This window comes from Mucilaginibacter rubeus (assembly GCF_014643835.1).
Classification (GTDB): Bacteria; Bacteroidota; Bacteroidia; order Sphingobacteriales; family Sphingobacteriaceae; genus Mucilaginibacter; species Mucilaginibacter rubeus.
In genome coordinates this window covers 461,609-478,612 of sequence record NZ_BMKD01000001.1, presented here as the reverse complement: position 1 = coordinate 478,612, position 17,004 = coordinate 461,609, and the positions used below count along the sequence as shown (strand labels likewise).

The window sequence follows — 17,004 nt, the reverse complement described above, 5'->3', positions numbered from 1 at the left end:
AACACCGGTTCATATACTTAACGTTACTTAAAATGAGAATTGACCCTCCCAAACCTAAAAAGGATCCGTTTGGAGATTTAAGTCCGCTTCAAAAAAAAACACGCAAAGCGGCTATAGTATTTGCGTTTATCAGTGTATTTGTATGGGCTGTGAAGATCTTGTTCCTGTAAATTTATAAAAAGAGTTACTACTTCATGCGCAATGAACCAACAGGTAATACTGAAATTAAGCAAAACTTTTGGAAAGCGCTTCTGATTCAAAAGTTTTCGCATCCGTTTGCCCTGTTTTTTCTGCTGATTATCTCACTTGTGATAAGTTTTTTAACCTATAAGCTTGGATTTATAGGGGTAGGTGCTGTTTTAGCGATAACTATAGGTTTACCTATTGTATTTGCCATTACCGTTTATCCCGAATTCGGCATTTGCGCGCTGATCATAGGTGCATTTTTCATCAGTTACGTTGCTGAATTATTACCAAGCGGAGTACCCATCGGTACATTGATGGATGTAACCACCTATCTGCTTATCCTTGGTTTTTTTATAAAACAGCGCACCGAACAAAACTGGACCTATTTTAAAAATCCTATCAGCTACATGATATTGGTATGGCTGGCTTACAATATGTTTGAGTTTGTAAACCCTGCAGCCGCATCGCGGCTGGCCTGGATTTATACCGTTCGGACTGTGGGTTTCATTATGCTGATGTATTTTGTTTTTGTTTACCAGATCCGCACAGTAAAGTTTATAAAAACGCTTTTAAAGCTTTGGTTATTGCTGGATATACTGGCGGGAATTTCTGCTTTTCAACAAGAAAATATAGGTTTTTTTTCATTCGAGCGCCGATACCTGTATTCTGACCCTACCCGTGTAAGCTTGTTGTTCATCAACGGTCATATGCGTAAATTTGCCATCTTCTCTGACCCTGTTACATTTTCATACAACATGGTTATAGGCGCATTGCTCTGTGTTGTACTCATTATGGGCAAATTACCTGTCAAACGCAAAATATTACTGGGCTTTATAGCTGCTTTCTTCTTATATGTTATGCTCTATTCCGGTACAAGGGCTGCCTATGTATTGGTACCGGGAGCGCTTTCCATGCTGGCCGTTTTAAACTTCAACAAACGGGTTTTATTTTTCACACTTGTGGCAGGAGGCATGCTCGGCATTTTGATAGTAATGCCGACCTCCAACCCATTGATCAAGCGGTTTCAAACAGCTTTTAACCCATCCGATGACGCATCTTACAACGTCCGTGCTGAAAATCAAAGGAGGATCAAGCCTTATATCCTTTCCCACCCTATTGGTGGCGGCTTAGGTTCTGTAGGCGTTTGGGGCCGTAAGTTTTCACCAAACTCCATGTTAGCCAAATTCCCGCCCGACAGCGGTTATGTGCGCGTAGCTGTTGAAATGGGCTGGATCGGGCTCATCTTATTTTGTACACTGTTTTTTGTAGTGCTTAAAACGGGGATAAACTTTTACTTTAGTATCAAAAATCCCGAACTTAAAAACTACTGCCTGGCTATGTTGCTAATCTTGTTCGCGTTCAATATTGGTAACTTTCCGCAGCAGGCTATCGTTCAATACCCATCAAACATCCTGTTCTACCTGGCCATATCCATCCTTGTAGTATGCAAGCGCCTTGACAACCAGGAGCAGGAGCAATTAAAAAAAATAGTATAGGGACAATACTAATTAATTAAGCAGATGTCATTTGTATCATCCATAAAATCAAATCCCAAATTAAAAAAATTAGTCCACTGGATGCTTATTCCGCCCGGACAGTCGAGGCCAAGGCTTTGGGTTAGGCTGATACTTAACCGCTTTTTCCATCACCGGGGTAAAAACAGTGTAGTAAGGTTTAATGCACGGATGGACCTTTTTCCGTTTAACAAGTTTTCCCTTGGCGCAAAAAGTATTGTGGAAGACTTCGCTGTGATCAATAACGGCGTTGGCGATGTATTTATCGGCGAAGGATCAGGCGTTGGCATCGGTACGGTAGTAATTGGCCCGGTTAAAATAGGCAATTTCAGCATGACCGCGCAGCATGTTGTAATATCCGGCCTTAATCATGGATATCAGGACGTAAGTATACCGCCCCGCCATCAAAAAGTAACCACCCAACTAATTACTATTGATGATAATGTGTGGATAGGCGCTAATTGTGTGGTAACCGCCGGTGTAACTATAGGTAAACATTCGGTTATTGGGGCCGGCAGTGTGGTTACAAGGGATATCCCGCCTTATTCGGTAGCAGTGGGCAACCCCGCCAAAGTAATAAAACAATATAATTTTACAACACAATTGTGGGAGAAAGCGTAAAACATGATACATGAGTTTATTTAAAAAATTAATAAACAAACACACGCTTTCACTGGCGACTAACGCCGTATTACCGGTTTTGGGAATGGTAATACTATCACTGCTGGCCCGCCGCTTAAGTAAACCCGCCTTTGGCAACTATGTATTTTTCCAGATTGTATTTACACTGGCCGATACCTTTCGCACGGGTTTTCTGCAAACATCGGTCATTAAATTTTATTCGGGCTCCACATCCGAAAGAATGAAAAACATATCAGGATCCGCCTGGTACCTGGGTTTTATGGTCACCTGTGTATTTGCCGTCGTAAATCTCCTGATCTATTTTATTTACACCAATCCGGATGCTGATATAGGAATTACACTTAAATGGTTCAGTATCATTTATTTATGCACACTCCCATCGGCGGTGAGCCTTTGGACGCTCCAGGCCGAAGAGCGCTTTGATAAAATGTTCACCTTGCAATTAATGAACCAGGGAGGTTTTCTGGCGCTGGTGGTTGGCGTTGCCGTTGCGGGCAAATCAAATTTTGAAACAACTATATATTGTTACTTTACAGCTAACCTGTTAAGCAGCGTTATTTGCATTATTACAGGCTGGGCTAAGGTAAAAACCATAGCACACAAAAACTGGGCTACAATAAAACAAATGGCCCATTTTGGTAAATACAGTGTAGGCACATCTATAAGTTCATACCTGCTCAGGAGCTCTGATACGTTTATCGTAAAGCCTATGTTCAGCCCCGATCTGTTGGCTGTTTATTACATTCCGCAACGACTTATGGAGATTTTTGAAATCCCGCTAAGGGCTTTCATTTCTACTGCATTGCCGGTAATGTCGGCAGCTGTACAGCGGGGCGATCAAAAATATGTCACCTATATCATGAAAAAATATGCAGGCATGCTGACCATAGCGCTTACCCCTATCGCTGTGATCTGTTTTGTTGCTGCCGACCTTATTATCGGACTCTTGTTCGGAGCTAAATACCAGCATTCTGATGCAGGCAATATCTTCAGGATTTTTATGTGTTATGTAATGCTGTTGCCTATCGACAGGTTTTTCGGGATAACGCTTGATATCATCAACAAACCACATCTTAACATGATCAAAGTGTTCCTGATGCTAACTGTTAACATAATAGGCGATTTTACGGGAATTCTCATATTCCACAACTTGTATGCGGTAGCAGTTGCTTCTATCTTTACCTTTGCTACCGGTGCTATATTTGGTTACTGGGCATTAAAAAAACATCTTCAGTTTAAAATATCCGACATCTTTGTTTTAGGCTACATCGAATTAAAAGAGCTTATAGGTGTTGTGATGGGCAAAATAAAAGGAAAACGACTAACTGAATAAGCAAGTTATATGGAGCTTAAAAACCGGCATATCGTAATATTTTCGCAAATGCAGTTTGATAGCCGCCTCGAATCAACAAACTATACTATGGCCAAACATTTGGCCAAAGATAACTACGTGTATTATGTTGACAGGCCCTATACCTGGAAAGATTATATCCAGTTTAAAAATACGCCGGGCTATAAAGCACGCAAACCGCACTTCTTTTCTCCCAAAAATAGTTTTATCCAAACAGAGATCCCTAATTTAAAGATTATTATTACGCCTCCGGTGCCGTCGATCAATTCATTGCCCGAAGGAGCTGTCTATCGGCTGGCCGTAAAGGTGAACGAACGAATTGTAGCGGCGAGGCTCAATAAAATTATTAAGAGCCTTAAAATAAAGGACTACATCTTTATCAACTCCTATGCGTTTTACTATCCAACCATGCACCGGTTGTTGAAATTGAAACCATTATTAAAAGTTTATCATTGCGTTGATCCGCTTATTGAGGAATACCAAATTCGTCACGGCCTTATATCCGAAGATATATTGGTGAAAGATATGGATCTGGTGATCAGCACCAGTAAAGAGTTACGCAACGCAAAAGCAAAACTTAATCCTAACTCGTACTTCGTACCGAATGCAGCCGACATCGGCCATAGTCAAAAAGCGCTGGATCCGGCGTTGCCTGTAGCAGATATCCTTTTTGATATCCCTAAACCGATAATCGGTTATTTTGGCAATATTGAACGACGTATTGATTATAATTTACTAACACAGCTACTCGAACAAAATCCCGATAAAAACTTTGTATTTGTAGGGCCGGTTGGTAAAGATTATGAAAACAACCCTGCTTTTAATGCGCCTAATATTTTCAAAAAAGGAGCAGTACTTTATGAGCAGTTGCCTGCCGTACTTAAAGGATTTGATGTGGCTATTATCCCCTTTAAAAAAGATGACGTAAGCAGTTCCATTTTTCCGCTTAAGTTATTTGAATACCTGGGCTCGGGCCGGCCGGTAGTGATCACTGATTTTAACGAAGATTTAGAAGAGTTTACCGGCGACAGCGTATATATCTGCAAAAATGTTGATGAATTTTCTGCTGCCCTTAATTTATCGTTAAACGACACTCCTTTTTTACAACAAAAAAGATTAAAAATAGCCGCACAAAATACATGGGAGCACCGTATAACAGAGATCAAAAGTTTGCTGGCAACAAATTTGAACAATAAACCGAAAAGTTAATTTTTAATAATACAACCTGCTGCTAATTAATACAAACAGGGTTTAGCAATAAAACACATGGAAATCATTAAATTCATAGCATCCCTAATCGCCATTTTGCTGTTTATATACCTTGGTGTATATAGCCTGTACCTGTTTGTATTTTCGGTATTCGGAAAATTAATCCCCATCAAACCGCCTGCTACAGCCACCGCACTCAGTAAATTCATAGTTTATATCTGTGCTTATAAAGAAGATGAAATTATTTTAAACTCGGCGGCGGCGGCACTAACTATCGATTACCCTAAAGATATGTTCACGGTTTGTGTGATAGCCGACTCCATGAAACCTGAAACCATTGTTAAATTAAAGCAGATGCCTTTGCAGGTAGTAGAGGTGGTTTTTGAAACCAGCACCAAATCAAAAGCGCTGAACAAAGCCATTGAAAACACGGCGGTTGGATTTGATGCCGCGGTTGTTTTTGACATTGATAACATTGCCGCGTCCGATTACCTATACCAGATCAACAACTATTTACAAGCAGGTCACCGGGTGGTGCAGGGCCATAGGGTAGCAAAAAACTCAAACACACAGGTAGCAATACTTGATGCTGTAAGCGAAGAAGTTAACAATCACATTTTCAGAAAATCGCAGCAATTGTTTAATTTTTCGGCAGCCATTATAGGTTCGGGTATGGCCTTGGAGTACAACCTGTTTGTAAATGTAATGTCGCGTATTGATGCCGTGGGCGGGTTTGACAAGGAAATGGGCTTATTATTGACCCGTGATAAGATCCATGTTGCTTATGCAGAAAAAGCGTATATCTACGATGAAAAAGTGAGTAATCCCGCAGTGTTTGAAAAGCAGCGTAAGCGCTGGCTTTCGGCTCAGTTTAACTTGCTTAAAAAGTATGGAGCAACCGCGCCGGCCCAATTTTTCCGCGGCAATTTTGACTACGTGAATGAGATTTATCAGATGGCTATCCTGCCGCGCGTATTAATGCTTGGCCTGATGCCTTTTATGCTATTGATCTCTTTTTTTACTCCGGGCATAGGCCCGCACTGGCATTTGTGGCTCGGGGCAACAGTGGCTTGTTACCTTGGCATCATAGTTGCCATACCAACATCGTTTTATAATAGAAAACTTTTAGAAGCCATGCTTAAACTGCCGCTTATATTTTTTACCATGTTTTTACTTCTGTTTAAGTTAAAAGGGGCAAACAAAAAGTTTATTCATACACCGCACGATAATGCTCCTGCAGAACCGGTAAACGAAGAGACAGCTGTGAAATAGCGAAAACGAGTGTGATAATTAATTGCCCAATAATATATTACTTTGCCGAAAGTTTTTTCTCTGATGGTTGTAGTTCGGTCACTTATATAGAATACCCTAACCCATTAACAAAGGCCTTCAGAAATTATGCAATGATGCCTAACGCTGTTTAAGTTCAATTACCGAGGTAAATGTATTCACGCCTGTATCAGGTTTATGTTTGTAGTTAAACGCATCGCTGGCACGTGCAATGATCATCAGGCCATAATGTTCATTTAACCCCATAATGGTTTCCTTGTTAACATACCGCACATCGAGGTCTTCTGTAAAAAATTCTAACTGATTACTGTTTTTTACCCGTCCTTTTAATGTACCGAAGTCATCGCCGTAAATAGCAATTTCGTTTTGGGTAAATTTGCTGTACGTTAACGGCCAGGTTAACAATGCCTGCCTGGTATTAATTTGCAGCGGCCTTCCCTTATCCTGTTTACTTATATATAATTTGTTATTTTTCAGATCGATCCCGATCCTGGTAACATCATCGCCCATGTGCTTGAGCGAATTAGTAAGCAGTTCAATCAGGATGGTTTTTATCCTGAAGCCGGCGTCGTCATCAAGTATATCTTTTGTTATGTTTTGGATATAATTAATGATTTGGACAGTTAAAGGATAAATACCTTCGGTTTCATTGTTAAAAACAAATTTTTTCAAGGTAGTAAATTCGTTTATGCCCCGGTTAAAGCCTCCTGTGTATTTGTATAGATCCTGAACACCTTATCAAGCCGCACCAATTGAAACAAGGACCTGATATCATTATTTAAACCAACTACGGCAATGTCTCCCCCGTTGTTCATGGCCAGTTTAAGAGCCGATACCAATGCGCCTAAAAAAGAACTGTCAACATATATTACTTGTTCAAAGTTTACAATAACATACTTATTTCCTTTATTGATCAGGCTCATCAGTTCCGACTTAAATTGTTCAGCATTTGCCAAATTCGCCTCTTTAAGCTGAATATCCGCAATTAATGCATTATTAAGCAGATGTGTTCGTAATATCATTTAGCTGTTTTTTTGAATAAATATTAAACTGCAGTCATCAATTTGTTCTCTCGCTTTTTCGTTCAAAAAGCCATCGTATTTTAAGGTTGCAAATGAATTGGTTTTACCAAGATATTTTTCAATCTCATCAATAAAACTGTTCAGATCAGTTTTCTTTCCTGCCGGTGTCTCTTTATCTATCAATCCATCTGTTATCATGATCAATTGATCACCAGGCTGCATGGTAAATAAATGTTCATCAAAGCCGCCCTCTTTACTAATCCCCAGCAACAAACCTGATGAGTTAATCCTGTTAAGTTTATTTTCCCTGGAGCTAAAATACAACAGCGGCAAGTCGCCCGCGCCGGTATAACTTAGCGTTTCATTCTCCGGATCGATCCTGACAAGTGAAAGCGTCGACAACACGTCACTCACAACCGGGTCATGATAAATTACCGAGTTGATTTTTTGCATGATACTTTTGGTTGATACGTCCCCTTCCGAAACACATATCCTTACAGCGGCCCTTATATAGCTCAGATAGCCGAATGAAAAAAACCACGCTCCCCATTTTTTGCCCATCACATCGCCCAGGATAATAAAAGTATACCTGTTATTTATAGTTAACACATCAATAAAATCTCCGCCAGGGTAATTCTCAAACGATTTATGCCAGAAATCTATTTCAAAGCCATTAATACGGGGTATTTCCTGCGGAACGGAATACAAATTTAAGGCTATAGCGGCGCTGCTCAGCTCCCTGATCGTGTGTTCGTGGCGTTCGCGGATGCTGTTCAAAAAATTATTGATCTTTGAGATAATGACCACAATGGGTGTATCCTTATCAATGTAGTCAATAGCATCAAGACTGATCCCCGCTATCATGTGAGCGTGATCGGTAACTGATGTTAAAAACATAAAGGGGATATTTTTATACTCAGGTACAGTCATTAAATGCTGCCTGAATGCAAAACCATCTGTACCGGGCATTTGATAATCGGACAAAATCAAATCGGGGATCTCATTTTCAAGCGCCTTCATAGCTTCCTCTACATTACCTGCCTTGCGGCTAATAAAACCCTCTTTTTCCAAAGCCTGCCCTATAACCATCAAAATCAGCGGGCTATCATCAACCAGGAGTATTTTCGGACGTTTAGGCATATTAGTGAGTTCAGGCGTTAATTTTTCGGAGTAGGGCATTTATAAACAAATATACACCCGATAATACTATTAACACCGATATAACATCCATTAAAGTTATACCGTCGTCTTTTGAAAAATAAAAAATGGTAAACATTTCAAAATATGGCGGTGCAGGCATGATGATCATGGCTAAACCAAGTATGATCATGGTAACCGCAATTGCTACCAAAACTATATGTTTTATCCTTTCATGCAGCAGGTATTTCTTCGATTCCCGGCTATCAACCTGGTGTTGGGTAAGTAAAAATTCCAGGTTTGTTACCATATCAAGCCGGCTTTGCTCCTGATCTAACCCGCTAAAGGCATCAAATTTTTGCTGGTTCGAATTACTTTCAATAGCATTATTTATTTTTTGCTGTATGGCTTTAACAAGTTCTTTATCAACATTCCCCTTTTTCAGCAATTGTATAAGCTCATCTGCTTTTATGGTAAGCAGTGACTCATCATTATTTGGTTGGTTATTATTCAAAGGAATATAGTGATATAATTGGTTAACTTTTACTCATATTAGCCGTAAAAAGCAATATTGATAATAACCCCTTTTAGATGAAAAAAGTTTCTGTTGTTACTGTAAGTTTTAATCAGCCATCCGTTACCGAGGAAATGTTATTATCAATTAAAAATACAAGTACTTATAGTAATATAGAAATAATTGTTGTTGATAATGCAAGTAAGGTAGATCCGGTTCCCGGCTGGAGAATAAAATACCCCGAAATAATATTTATCCGCTCGGATGTTAACCTTGGTTTTGCCGGTGGAAATAACCTCGGGCTTACGGTAGCTACCGGCGATTATATTTTTATGGTGAACAATGATACCGAGTTTACCCCGGGTTTAGTTGAAAAACTGGTTGAGGTAATGGATAGTAACATCGCCGTAGGAATGCTGTCGCCCAAGATCAAGTATTTCAGTGATAAACAATTAATACAATATGCGGGCTACACGCCTATGAACTATTACACCTGCCGAAATAGTGTGATAGGCTTAAAGCAAAAGGACGAAGGTCAGTTTGATCATATAACTGCACCTACAGCCTACTGCCACGGAGCAGCCATGATGATCAGGAAAGAAGCTATTGAAAAGGCGGGCATGATGAGCGAAAACTTTTTTCTTTACTATGAAGAGGTTGACTGGTGCGAGCACATTATAAGAGCAGGTTTTAAGGCCTGGGTTTGTACCGATGCGCTTATTTACCATAAAGAATCTGTTTCGGTGGGCAAAAAAAGCAAACTAAAAGAATACTTCATGAACCGGAATAGGATCCTTTTTATCCGCCGGAATGCCCCGACGCTTAAAAAAGTATTATTTTATTTTTATTTTTTGCTGATTGTGGTACCCCGTAACCTGGTTAACTACGTCAAAGAAAAACAATACGACTTTATTCCGATGCTTTTTAAAGCAGTATGGTGGAATTTTACCCACTCAAAAAACAGCAGCAATTTAGGATACCCCATTAACACCATAACATGAAAATAATTTTAGCCATAAGCCTTTTTATTGTTTTTTACACTTTTGCCGGGTATGGGATTTTTCTGTACCTGATCATCAGGATCAAAAGGGCTTTTAAAGGCCGGAAAGCTCTTCCTTCAGATAACCTGGATGAACTTCCTACCTGTACTTTGGTGATAGCCGCTTACAACGAAGAATATTTTATTGAGCAAAAGATCAGCAACAGTCTCCTGCTTAATTATCCCGCAGGAAAACTAAAACTGCTTTTTGTGACCGACGGGTCATCGGATAAAACACCCGATATTGTTGCCAGGTACCCGCAGATACAATTGCTGCACCAGCCACAGCGCTCCGGCAAAATAGCCGCGGTACATCGGGCCATGAACTATGTTAATACCGACGCGGTTGTATTTACCGATGCCAATACATTTTTAAATAAAGATGCATTGATCAAGATCTGCAGGCATTACAGCGATGCAACAGTTGGTGCCGTTGCGGGCGAAAAACGGGTACATATTGACGAGAACGCAGATGCCAGTGCAGCTGGTGAGGGGTTCTACTGGAAATATGAATCGGCCCTGAAAAAATGGGATTCGGAACTATATTCGGTTGTTGGCGCGGCAGGCGAACTGTTTAGTGTGCGCCGCTCGCTATATCAGCCTGTTGAAGCGGATACCGTGCTTGATGATTTCATGATCTCGATGCTGATAGCTGCCAAAGGCTACCGCATTGTTTATGAACCTGAAGCATACGCTACCGAAACGGCGTCGGAAAATGTGTCGGAAGAGTTAAAACGAAAAGTGAGGATAGCTGCCGGCGGAATGCAATCTATTTTAAGGCTAAAAAAATTATTCAATCCTTTCCCCTACCCAATTTTATCGTTTCAGTATATCAGTCACCGGGTTTTAAGATGGACCATTACACCGTTCCTGCTTATATTATCGTTTATTTTAAACGTTGTGCTGGCTTTTAAACCTGGAGAAACAGCTATGCAAGGACTATTATTGGCACAGGTATTGTTTTATTTACTGGCTTTGCTCGGGCTGATAATGGAAAAGCGGCAGCTCCGTATTAAAGTCCTTTTCATTCCCTATTATTTTTGTGTTATGAACTATGCGGTACTGGCCGGTATCATCCGTTATTTTAGCACGAAGCAAAGCGCTGTTTGGGAAAAGGTGCAACGAAAGCAGTAAAACATTGATTTAAGTTTTAATGACAGCTATTTTTTGAATGTTAAACATCTTAGAACCTGTTTAACACGTTGATTTGTATATTGAGACGCGTCACATTGCATCTCCTGTGTGCAATTTAAAATGGATTGGGCCACTCTAAAAAGCGGCTTTCGTCATTCAAGTTCTTGCTGATAATTTCCGTGAAGAAGAAATACAGTTTATGAAAGCCACTCCGGCAGAAAAACTCTTATTTTGATTTAAACAAGCCATATTTAAGGATACAGTAAATGGCCCTAACCCCATCCTTCCATCCTATCTTTTTGCCTTCTTCATAAGTACGGCCATAATAGGAAATACCTACCTCATAGATCCTGATCCGGTGCACCCTCGAGATCTTTTGGGTAACCTCAGGCTCAAAGCCAAAACGCTTTTCAGTGAGCTTTATGGATTGGATAACTTTGGTATTGAACAATTTATAGCATGTTTCCATATCAGTAAGGTTAAGATTGGAAAACATGTTTGAAGCAAAGGTAAGCCATCTGTTGCCAATGGTATGCCAAAAAAACAGGATACGGTGAGGGTTACTTCCCATAAACCTGGAACCATAAACCACATCGGCAAAACCTGCTACTACGGGTTTTAACAGGTCGTTGTATTCAGCGGGATCATATTCAAGGTCGGCATCCTGGATGATCAGGTAATCGCCTGTAGCTTTTGCTATACCTGTATGTAAAGCTGCTCCCTTACCTTTGTTTACTTCATGCTTAAAGTACTGAATGTTAACTTCGGGGTTGGCAAGTTTATATTTATAAATAGCTGCTTCTGTATCATCCTTTGAGCAATCATTTACAATGATCACTTCTTTTTCAATATCGTTGATAAGGTTTACCTCCTTAATTTTATCCAAAATTAAATGTATGGTTTTACCTTCGTTGTAAGCCGGAATAATAATTGATAATTTTTGTATCGTCATTTATTGTATTATTGCCTCGTAGATTTTTGCCACAATTATAGTTGTATAAACCTGAACTGGCTTAATATTTTTATATTTAGTAATGCAATTTGTGCTAAAACGAGCTAAAAGTTATTTAAAAAAGCCTAAAGTTATAGTATCGCTTTTCTTTTTGTTTGTTTTAACCCTGATATTTTGGTTTTGTTTGCCCAATCCTTTATTTAATAGTCCCACCTCCTACGTAATTGACGATGATCAGGGCCAGTTACTCGGTGCATCCATAGCAAATGATGGCCAATGGCGCTTTCCTTATAATCCCACAGTACCCGAAAAATTCAAACAATGTATTATCACTTTTGAGGATAAACGCTTTGAGCATCACCCCGGCTTTGATATTGTTGCTTTTAGCCGGGCCATCAAACAAAACCTGAGCTCGAAAAAGGTAAGCAGCGGCGGCAGTACCCTTACCATGCAGGTAATCAGGCTGGCTACCAGGCGTAAACGCAATGTCTGGAATAAACTGAAAGAGATTTTCATGGCAATGCGCCTTGAAATAACCCATAGCAAAAGCGAAATTTTAGCGTTATATACCAGTAACGCCCCCTTCGGCACCAATGTCATTGGGCTGGATGCAGCGTCATGGCGATATTTTGGCCGCAACCCTGATAAACTTTCCTGGGGCGAAATGGCGGCTATGGCTGTTTTGCCTAACTCGCCATCCCTGGTACATCCCGGCAGGAACAGGGCCATACTGCTCCGCAAACGGAATTCATTATTAGATAAATTGCATAAGGCAGGTATCATTGATAGTACAACCGCAGCCCTTGCCCGGCTCGAGCCTGTGCCCGACAGACCGATGGCCCTTCCTCAACTTGCTCCACACCTGCTGCAACGTTTTAAAGCCGATCATCAGGCTAAGCCCGAGGGAGAGACCCGCATTACAAGCAGCATCAAGTCGTCGCTTCAGCAACAGGTAAATGATATCCTGGAGCAGCATCATAGCCTACTAAAGGCTAATGATATCAACAATATTGCCGCCATTGTACTTGATGTTGAAACAGGTGCAACACTTGCATATGCCGGTAACATATCCCACCGGGAGGACCCGCAAATGGAGAGCGATGTTGATGTGATAGATGCCCCGCGAAGCCCCGGAAGTACCCTGAAGCCGCTGTTATACGCGGCAATGCTGCACGACGGACTGATATTGCCCAATAGCCTGATGCCCGATGTACCTACCATGATCGCGGGTTACCATCCCGAAAACTTTGATCTGGGTTATGACGGCGCTGTCCCCGCATCGCGCGCCTTATCCCGTTCGCTGAATGTACCGGCGGTTAAAATGCTGCAGCAATACAAATACGAACGCTTTTATGATTTTTTGCATAAAGCAGGCATCACCACTTTAACCAAACCTGCCGATCATTATGGGCTGTCGTTAATATTGGGCGGGGGTGAAAACACGCTTTGGGAATTAAGCGGCGCTTATGCCGATATGGCGCGTGTGCTTAATCATTACAACAAAAACGGCGGTAAGTATAACCCCGCCGATTTTCATAATCCTGTTTATGAAAAGAAGCCTGCAGCCAAACCTGAACTTGAAAAGTCCGGACTGCTGGATGCAGCATCTATTTATTACACTTTCCAGGCCATGGAGGAAGTGATGCGGCCGGGCGAGGAAATGCTTTGGCAGCAATTTAGCTCGAGCCAGCGGGTGGCCTGGAAAACCGGTACAAGCTTTGGCTTTCGCGATGGATGGGCAATTGGGATTACTCCTAAATATGTTGTTGGCGTTTGGGTTGGCAATACCGATGGCGAGGGCCGGCCGGGCTTAACGGGCATTAACACAGCTGCACCTGCTCTGTTTGAAATCTTCAGGCTATTGCCCGTATCGCGCGATTGGTTTGAAATGCCAATGGGCGAAATGGTGAAAATAAATGTGTGCAAACAAAGCGGCTACCGGGCCGGGCAATACTGCCAGGAAGCAGATGAGCAATATGTACCCAAAAGCGGCCTGAAAGCCCCTGTTTGTCCTTACCATCAATTGGTGCATTTATCTGCCGATGCCAAATGGCAGGTAAACGGTAATTGTGAGCCGCCGGATAACATCCTCAATAAAAGCTGGTTTGTGTTGCCGCCATCTATGGAATATTATTACAAAGCCAGAAACTATCAATATCATGTACTCCCGCCCTTTCGCCCGGATTGTATCCAGGCCGACAATGGAAATACAATGGAAGTCATCTACCCTAAAAACGGCGCTAAAATATACGTGCCCCTTGAAGCAGACGGCACCCGTGGCCGCATGATTTGCAACGCAGCACACCGCCAGCCAGGTATGAAGATTTTTTGGCACCTGGATGATCAGTACGTTGGCGAGACCAAAGATTTTCACCAGGTGGCTTTAAACCCACCTCCGGGCAAACATATTCTTACGTTGGTTGATGGCAACGGCAATACTATCAGCATAGCGTTTGAAGTATTGAAGAAATAAAAAACACAACTTATCGATTTTAATTTTTCTGTAAACTAAATGTCCGCAGCAACCATCTACTAACTTTATCATTATATTGGCTCGATAATTTTTAACCGGATGCTTGAACAGTACGATCTGCATAATTTATTGGTAATTGATATCGAAACTGTGCCGCAGTACAGCACCCACGAACAACTGCCCGAAAATCTGCAGGTTTTATGGGAACTAAAAACCCGGCATCAACGCAAAGATGAACCTGCTGACATTCATTATGAGCGCGCCGGCATCTGGGCCGAGTTTGGTAAAATAGTTTGCATTTCGGCCGGGATCTTTATTGCCGGGAAAAACATTGGCTTGAGGGTAAAATCTTTTGCATCACATGATGAAAAAGAATTGCTTACCAAATTCTGCAACCTGTTGGTCAGTCAACCGCCCAACCTTATTTTATGTGCTCATAATGGCAAGGAATTTGACTTCCCGTACCTCTGCCGCCGTTTACTGGTAAACGGCATACCAATTCCGCCGCAGCTGCAAATAGCGGGTAAAAAGCCCTGGGAGATTGTCCATTTAGATACCATGGAATTATGGAAGTTTGGCGATCACAAACACTACACTTCCTTAAACCTGCTTACCACAATTTTTAATATCCCGACCTCCAAAGACGATATAGATGGCAGCGATGTAGGCCGCGTATACTGGAATGAAAACCAGTTGGAGCGCATTTGCGCTTATTGCCAAAAAGATGTGATAGCTACAGCACAACTATTAAGACGTTACCGCGGCGAAGAACTGATAGCAGACGAATTTATAACCATTGTAGGCTAATAATGCTTAAAGTCAGTGATCTGTCGGTTAGTTTTAAGAATGGTAAAAACCAGTTCACAGCGGTAAAGGGAATTTCTTTTACACTTAACAAAGGTGAAACCATTGGCATTGTCGGCGAATCCGGCTCGGGCAAATCTGTTACCTCCCTTGCCCTGATGCGTTTGCTTAATGAAGATCAGTCCCTAATAGATGGCTCTGTACTTTTAAATGGTGTATGCCTGTGCAAATTATCGGAAGATGAAATGCGGCGTGTGCGCGGCAACCAGGTAGCCATGATTTTCCAGGAGCCCATGACCTCGCTTAACCCGGTACTTACTTGTGGCTTTCAGCTTACGGAAGCTATCAGGTTGCATTTAGGATCAAGTAAAGCGGAGGCTAAACAAAAAACCATTGAGCTGTTTAAAGAAGTACAATTACCGCGGCCCGAAGCCATATTCAACAGCTATCCTCACCAGATTTCGGGCGGACAAAAACAACGGGTAATGATAGCGATGGCTTTGGCCTGCAACCCGGAGATTTTGATTGCCGATGAGCCCACCACTGCACTTGACGTTACCGTGCAAAAAACAATCATTGAGCTGCTGCACAAGCTTAAAGCTGAAAGGCATATGAGCCTGATCTTTATATCGCATGATTTGGGTGTGATCAAAGAAATTGCCGACCGGGTTTTGGTGATGTACAAAGGCGAAATTATAGAGGAGGCAGCGGTAAAAGATCTATTCGCAAATCCCCGGCACCCTTATACTAAAGGATTGCTGGCCTGCCGTCCTTCCCCGCAGCAGCATTTGAAAAAACTCCCTGTTGTGGCCGATTTTCTGGATGGGGCCAGGCCCGCAGTAACTATAGAAAGCATCAGGGAATTATATCATTACCCGGACACCGAAATCGCCGAAAGAAAGCGTAAACTATATGAACAGCAGCCTTTGTTAAGGGCAGATAAATTAAACACTTGGTTCCCTACAGATACGGGGCTTTTCAAACGAAAAGATCATGTTGTAAAAGCAGTGAATAATGTAAGCTTTGATGTGTACCCAGGCGAAACCTTAGGTCTGGTTGGCGAATCGGGCTGTGGAAAAACCACTTTGGGGCGAAGTATTTTAAGGTTGATAGAACCTACTTCGGGAAAGGTTTCTTTTGACGGCACAGATCTTCGCGGGCTTAAAAAGGATGAGTTGAGACAGATCAGAAAAGATATCCAGATCATTTTTCAGGATCCATACTCATCATTAAATCCTAAGCTTACCGTTGGGCAATCGCTTATGGAGCCATTGCAGGTACATCAGTTTTACAGTAACGATACAACCCGCAAACGAAAGGTACTTGAATTGCTTGAACGGGTCAATCTGCTGCCCGCACATTTTGACCGTTATCCGCATGAGTTTTCGGGCGGACAACGGCAACGGATTGTTATTGCCCGGGCTTTGGCGCTCCAGCCTAAATTTATCATTTGCGATGAATCAGTATCGGCGCTTGATGTATCGGTTCAGGCCCAGGTATTAAACCTCATCCGCGAACTACAAGACGAACTTAAATTGACCTATATCTTTATTTCGCATGATTTGGCCGTGATTAAACATATCTCCGACCGGATTATGGTGATGAACAAAGGCGAAATACTGGAAACCGGCTATCCCGACGATATTTATTATCGCCCAAAAGAAGAATACACCAAAAGGCTGATCGCTTCAATACCGGGTTGATTAAAACTGCTTTATCCATCACTATTGGGCCAAG

Annotated in this window: 16 protein-coding genes; 11 read left to right on the top strand and 5 right to left on the bottom strand. The window is 41.7% G+C overall.

The features are described 5' to 3' along the window. The first annotated feature begins 32 nt into the window (after positions 1–32). The 6 genes from IEX80_RS01980 to IEX80_RS01955 are packed head-to-tail and all read left to right on the top strand — an operon-like array spanning position 33 to position 6,174. The gene (locus IEX80_RS01980) at positions 33–170 is read left to right on the top strand and encodes a hypothetical protein (RefSeq protein WP_175489921.1); all 138 of its coding nucleotides are present in this window, start codon (positions 33–35) and stop codon (positions 168–170) included. A 24-nt stretch (positions 171–194) separates the two neighbouring features. Beyond that, the gene (locus IEX80_RS01975) at positions 195–1,682 is read left to right on the top strand and encodes an O-antigen ligase family protein (RefSeq protein ID WP_188831761.1); all 1,488 of its coding nucleotides are present in this window, start codon (positions 195–197) and stop codon (positions 1,680–1,682) included. Positions 1,683–1,706: 24 nt separating this feature from the next. Next, positions 1,707–2,321 carry an acyltransferase gene (locus tag IEX80_RS27895; RefSeq protein WP_176624223.1) on the top strand — a complete coding sequence of 205 codons (615 nt, stop codon included), beginning with the start codon at positions 1,707–1,709 and terminating at the stop codon, positions 2,319–2,321. Between the two features lie 10 nt (positions 2,322–2,331). Next, on the top strand, positions 2,332–3,675 hold the full coding sequence (locus tag IEX80_RS01965) for a lipopolysaccharide biosynthesis protein (protein ID WP_188831760.1): 1,344 nt from the start codon (positions 2,332–2,334) through the stop codon (positions 3,673–3,675). A 9-nt stretch (positions 3,676–3,684) separates the two neighbouring features. Further along, complete coding sequence (locus tag IEX80_RS01960; RefSeq protein WP_176624219.1) at positions 3,685–4,902, top strand: glycosyltransferase; 1,218 nt, start codon at positions 3,685–3,687, stop codon at positions 4,900–4,902. Between the two features lie 57 nt (positions 4,903–4,959). Beyond that, the gene (locus IEX80_RS01955; protein ID WP_176624217.1) at positions 4,960–6,174 is read left to right on the top strand and encodes a glycosyltransferase family 2 protein; all 1,215 of its coding nucleotides are present in this window, start codon (positions 4,960–4,962) and stop codon (positions 6,172–6,174) included. Positions 6,175–6,312: 138 nt separating this feature from the next. Here the strand turns inward: IEX80_RS01955 and IEX80_RS01950 are convergent, their stop codons facing one another. From IEX80_RS01950 to IEX80_RS01935, 4 genes are read right to left on the bottom strand one after another with little or no spacing between them, the layout of a single operon-like run. After that, positions 6,313–6,864 carry a hypothetical protein gene (locus IEX80_RS01950; RefSeq protein WP_188831759.1) on the bottom strand — a complete coding sequence of 184 codons (552 nt, stop codon included), beginning with the start codon at positions 6,862–6,864 and terminating at the stop codon, positions 6,313–6,315. A gap of 14 nt (positions 6,865–6,878) precedes the next feature. Next, on the bottom strand, positions 6,879–7,214 hold the full coding sequence (locus IEX80_RS01945; protein ID WP_176624213.1) for an STAS domain-containing protein: 336 nt from the start codon (positions 7,212–7,214) through the stop codon (positions 6,879–6,881). Beyond that, positions 7,215–8,354 (bottom strand): fused response regulator/phosphatase, encoded by a 1,140-nt coding sequence (locus tag IEX80_RS01940; RefSeq protein ID WP_188831758.1) that lies wholly within the window; start codon positions 8,352–8,354, stop codon positions 7,215–7,217. A gap of 10 nt (positions 8,355–8,364) precedes the next feature. Then, positions 8,365–8,865 (bottom strand): hypothetical protein, encoded by a 501-nt coding sequence (locus IEX80_RS01935; RefSeq protein WP_091167743.1) that lies wholly within the window; start codon positions 8,863–8,865, stop codon positions 8,365–8,367. A 77-nt stretch (positions 8,866–8,942) separates the two neighbouring features. Here IEX80_RS01935 and IEX80_RS01930 point away from each other — a divergent pair, with 77 nt between their 5' ends. Continuing rightward, on the top strand, positions 8,943–9,866 hold the full coding sequence (locus IEX80_RS01930) for a glycosyltransferase family 2 protein (protein ID WP_188831757.1): 924 nt from the start codon (positions 8,943–8,945) through the stop codon (positions 9,864–9,866). Then, positions 9,863–11,038 (top strand): glycosyltransferase family 2 protein, encoded by a 1,176-nt coding sequence (locus IEX80_RS01925; RefSeq protein ID WP_188831756.1) that lies wholly within the window; start codon positions 9,863–9,865, stop codon positions 11,036–11,038. The genes IEX80_RS01930 and IEX80_RS01925 overlap by 4 nt, the downstream gene beginning before the upstream one ends. Positions 11,039–11,264: 226 nt before the next feature. On the opposite strand, the gene IEX80_RS01920 is transcribed toward IEX80_RS01925, so the two are convergent. Next, positions 11,265–11,990 carry a glycosyltransferase family 2 protein gene (locus IEX80_RS01920; RefSeq protein ID WP_129568672.1) on the bottom strand — a complete coding sequence of 242 codons (726 nt, stop codon included), beginning with the start codon at positions 11,988–11,990 and terminating at the stop codon, positions 11,265–11,267. Between the two features lie 82 nt (positions 11,991–12,072). On the opposite strand from IEX80_RS01920, the gene pbpC reads away from it, so the two are divergent. The 3 genes from pbpC to IEX80_RS01905 all read left to right on the top strand — a co-directional run bounded on the left by pbpC (position 12,073) and on the right by IEX80_RS01905 (position 16,970). After that, a complete protein-coding gene (gene pbpC, locus IEX80_RS01915) occupies positions 12,073–14,463 on the top strand; it encodes a penicillin-binding protein 1C (RefSeq protein ID WP_188831755.1) in 2,391 nt (796 codons plus the stop codon). Between the two features lie 99 nt (positions 14,464–14,562). Then, positions 14,563–15,270 (top strand): 3'-5' exonuclease, encoded by a 708-nt coding sequence (locus tag IEX80_RS01910; RefSeq protein WP_090525031.1) that lies wholly within the window; start codon positions 14,563–14,565, stop codon positions 15,268–15,270. Between the two features lie 2 nt (positions 15,271–15,272). Next, positions 15,273–16,970, top strand: coding sequence for an ABC transporter ATP-binding protein (locus IEX80_RS01905; RefSeq protein WP_188831754.1), 1,698 nt, complete (start codon positions 15,273–15,275; stop codon positions 16,968–16,970). Positions 16,971–17,004: the final 34 nt, after the last annotated feature.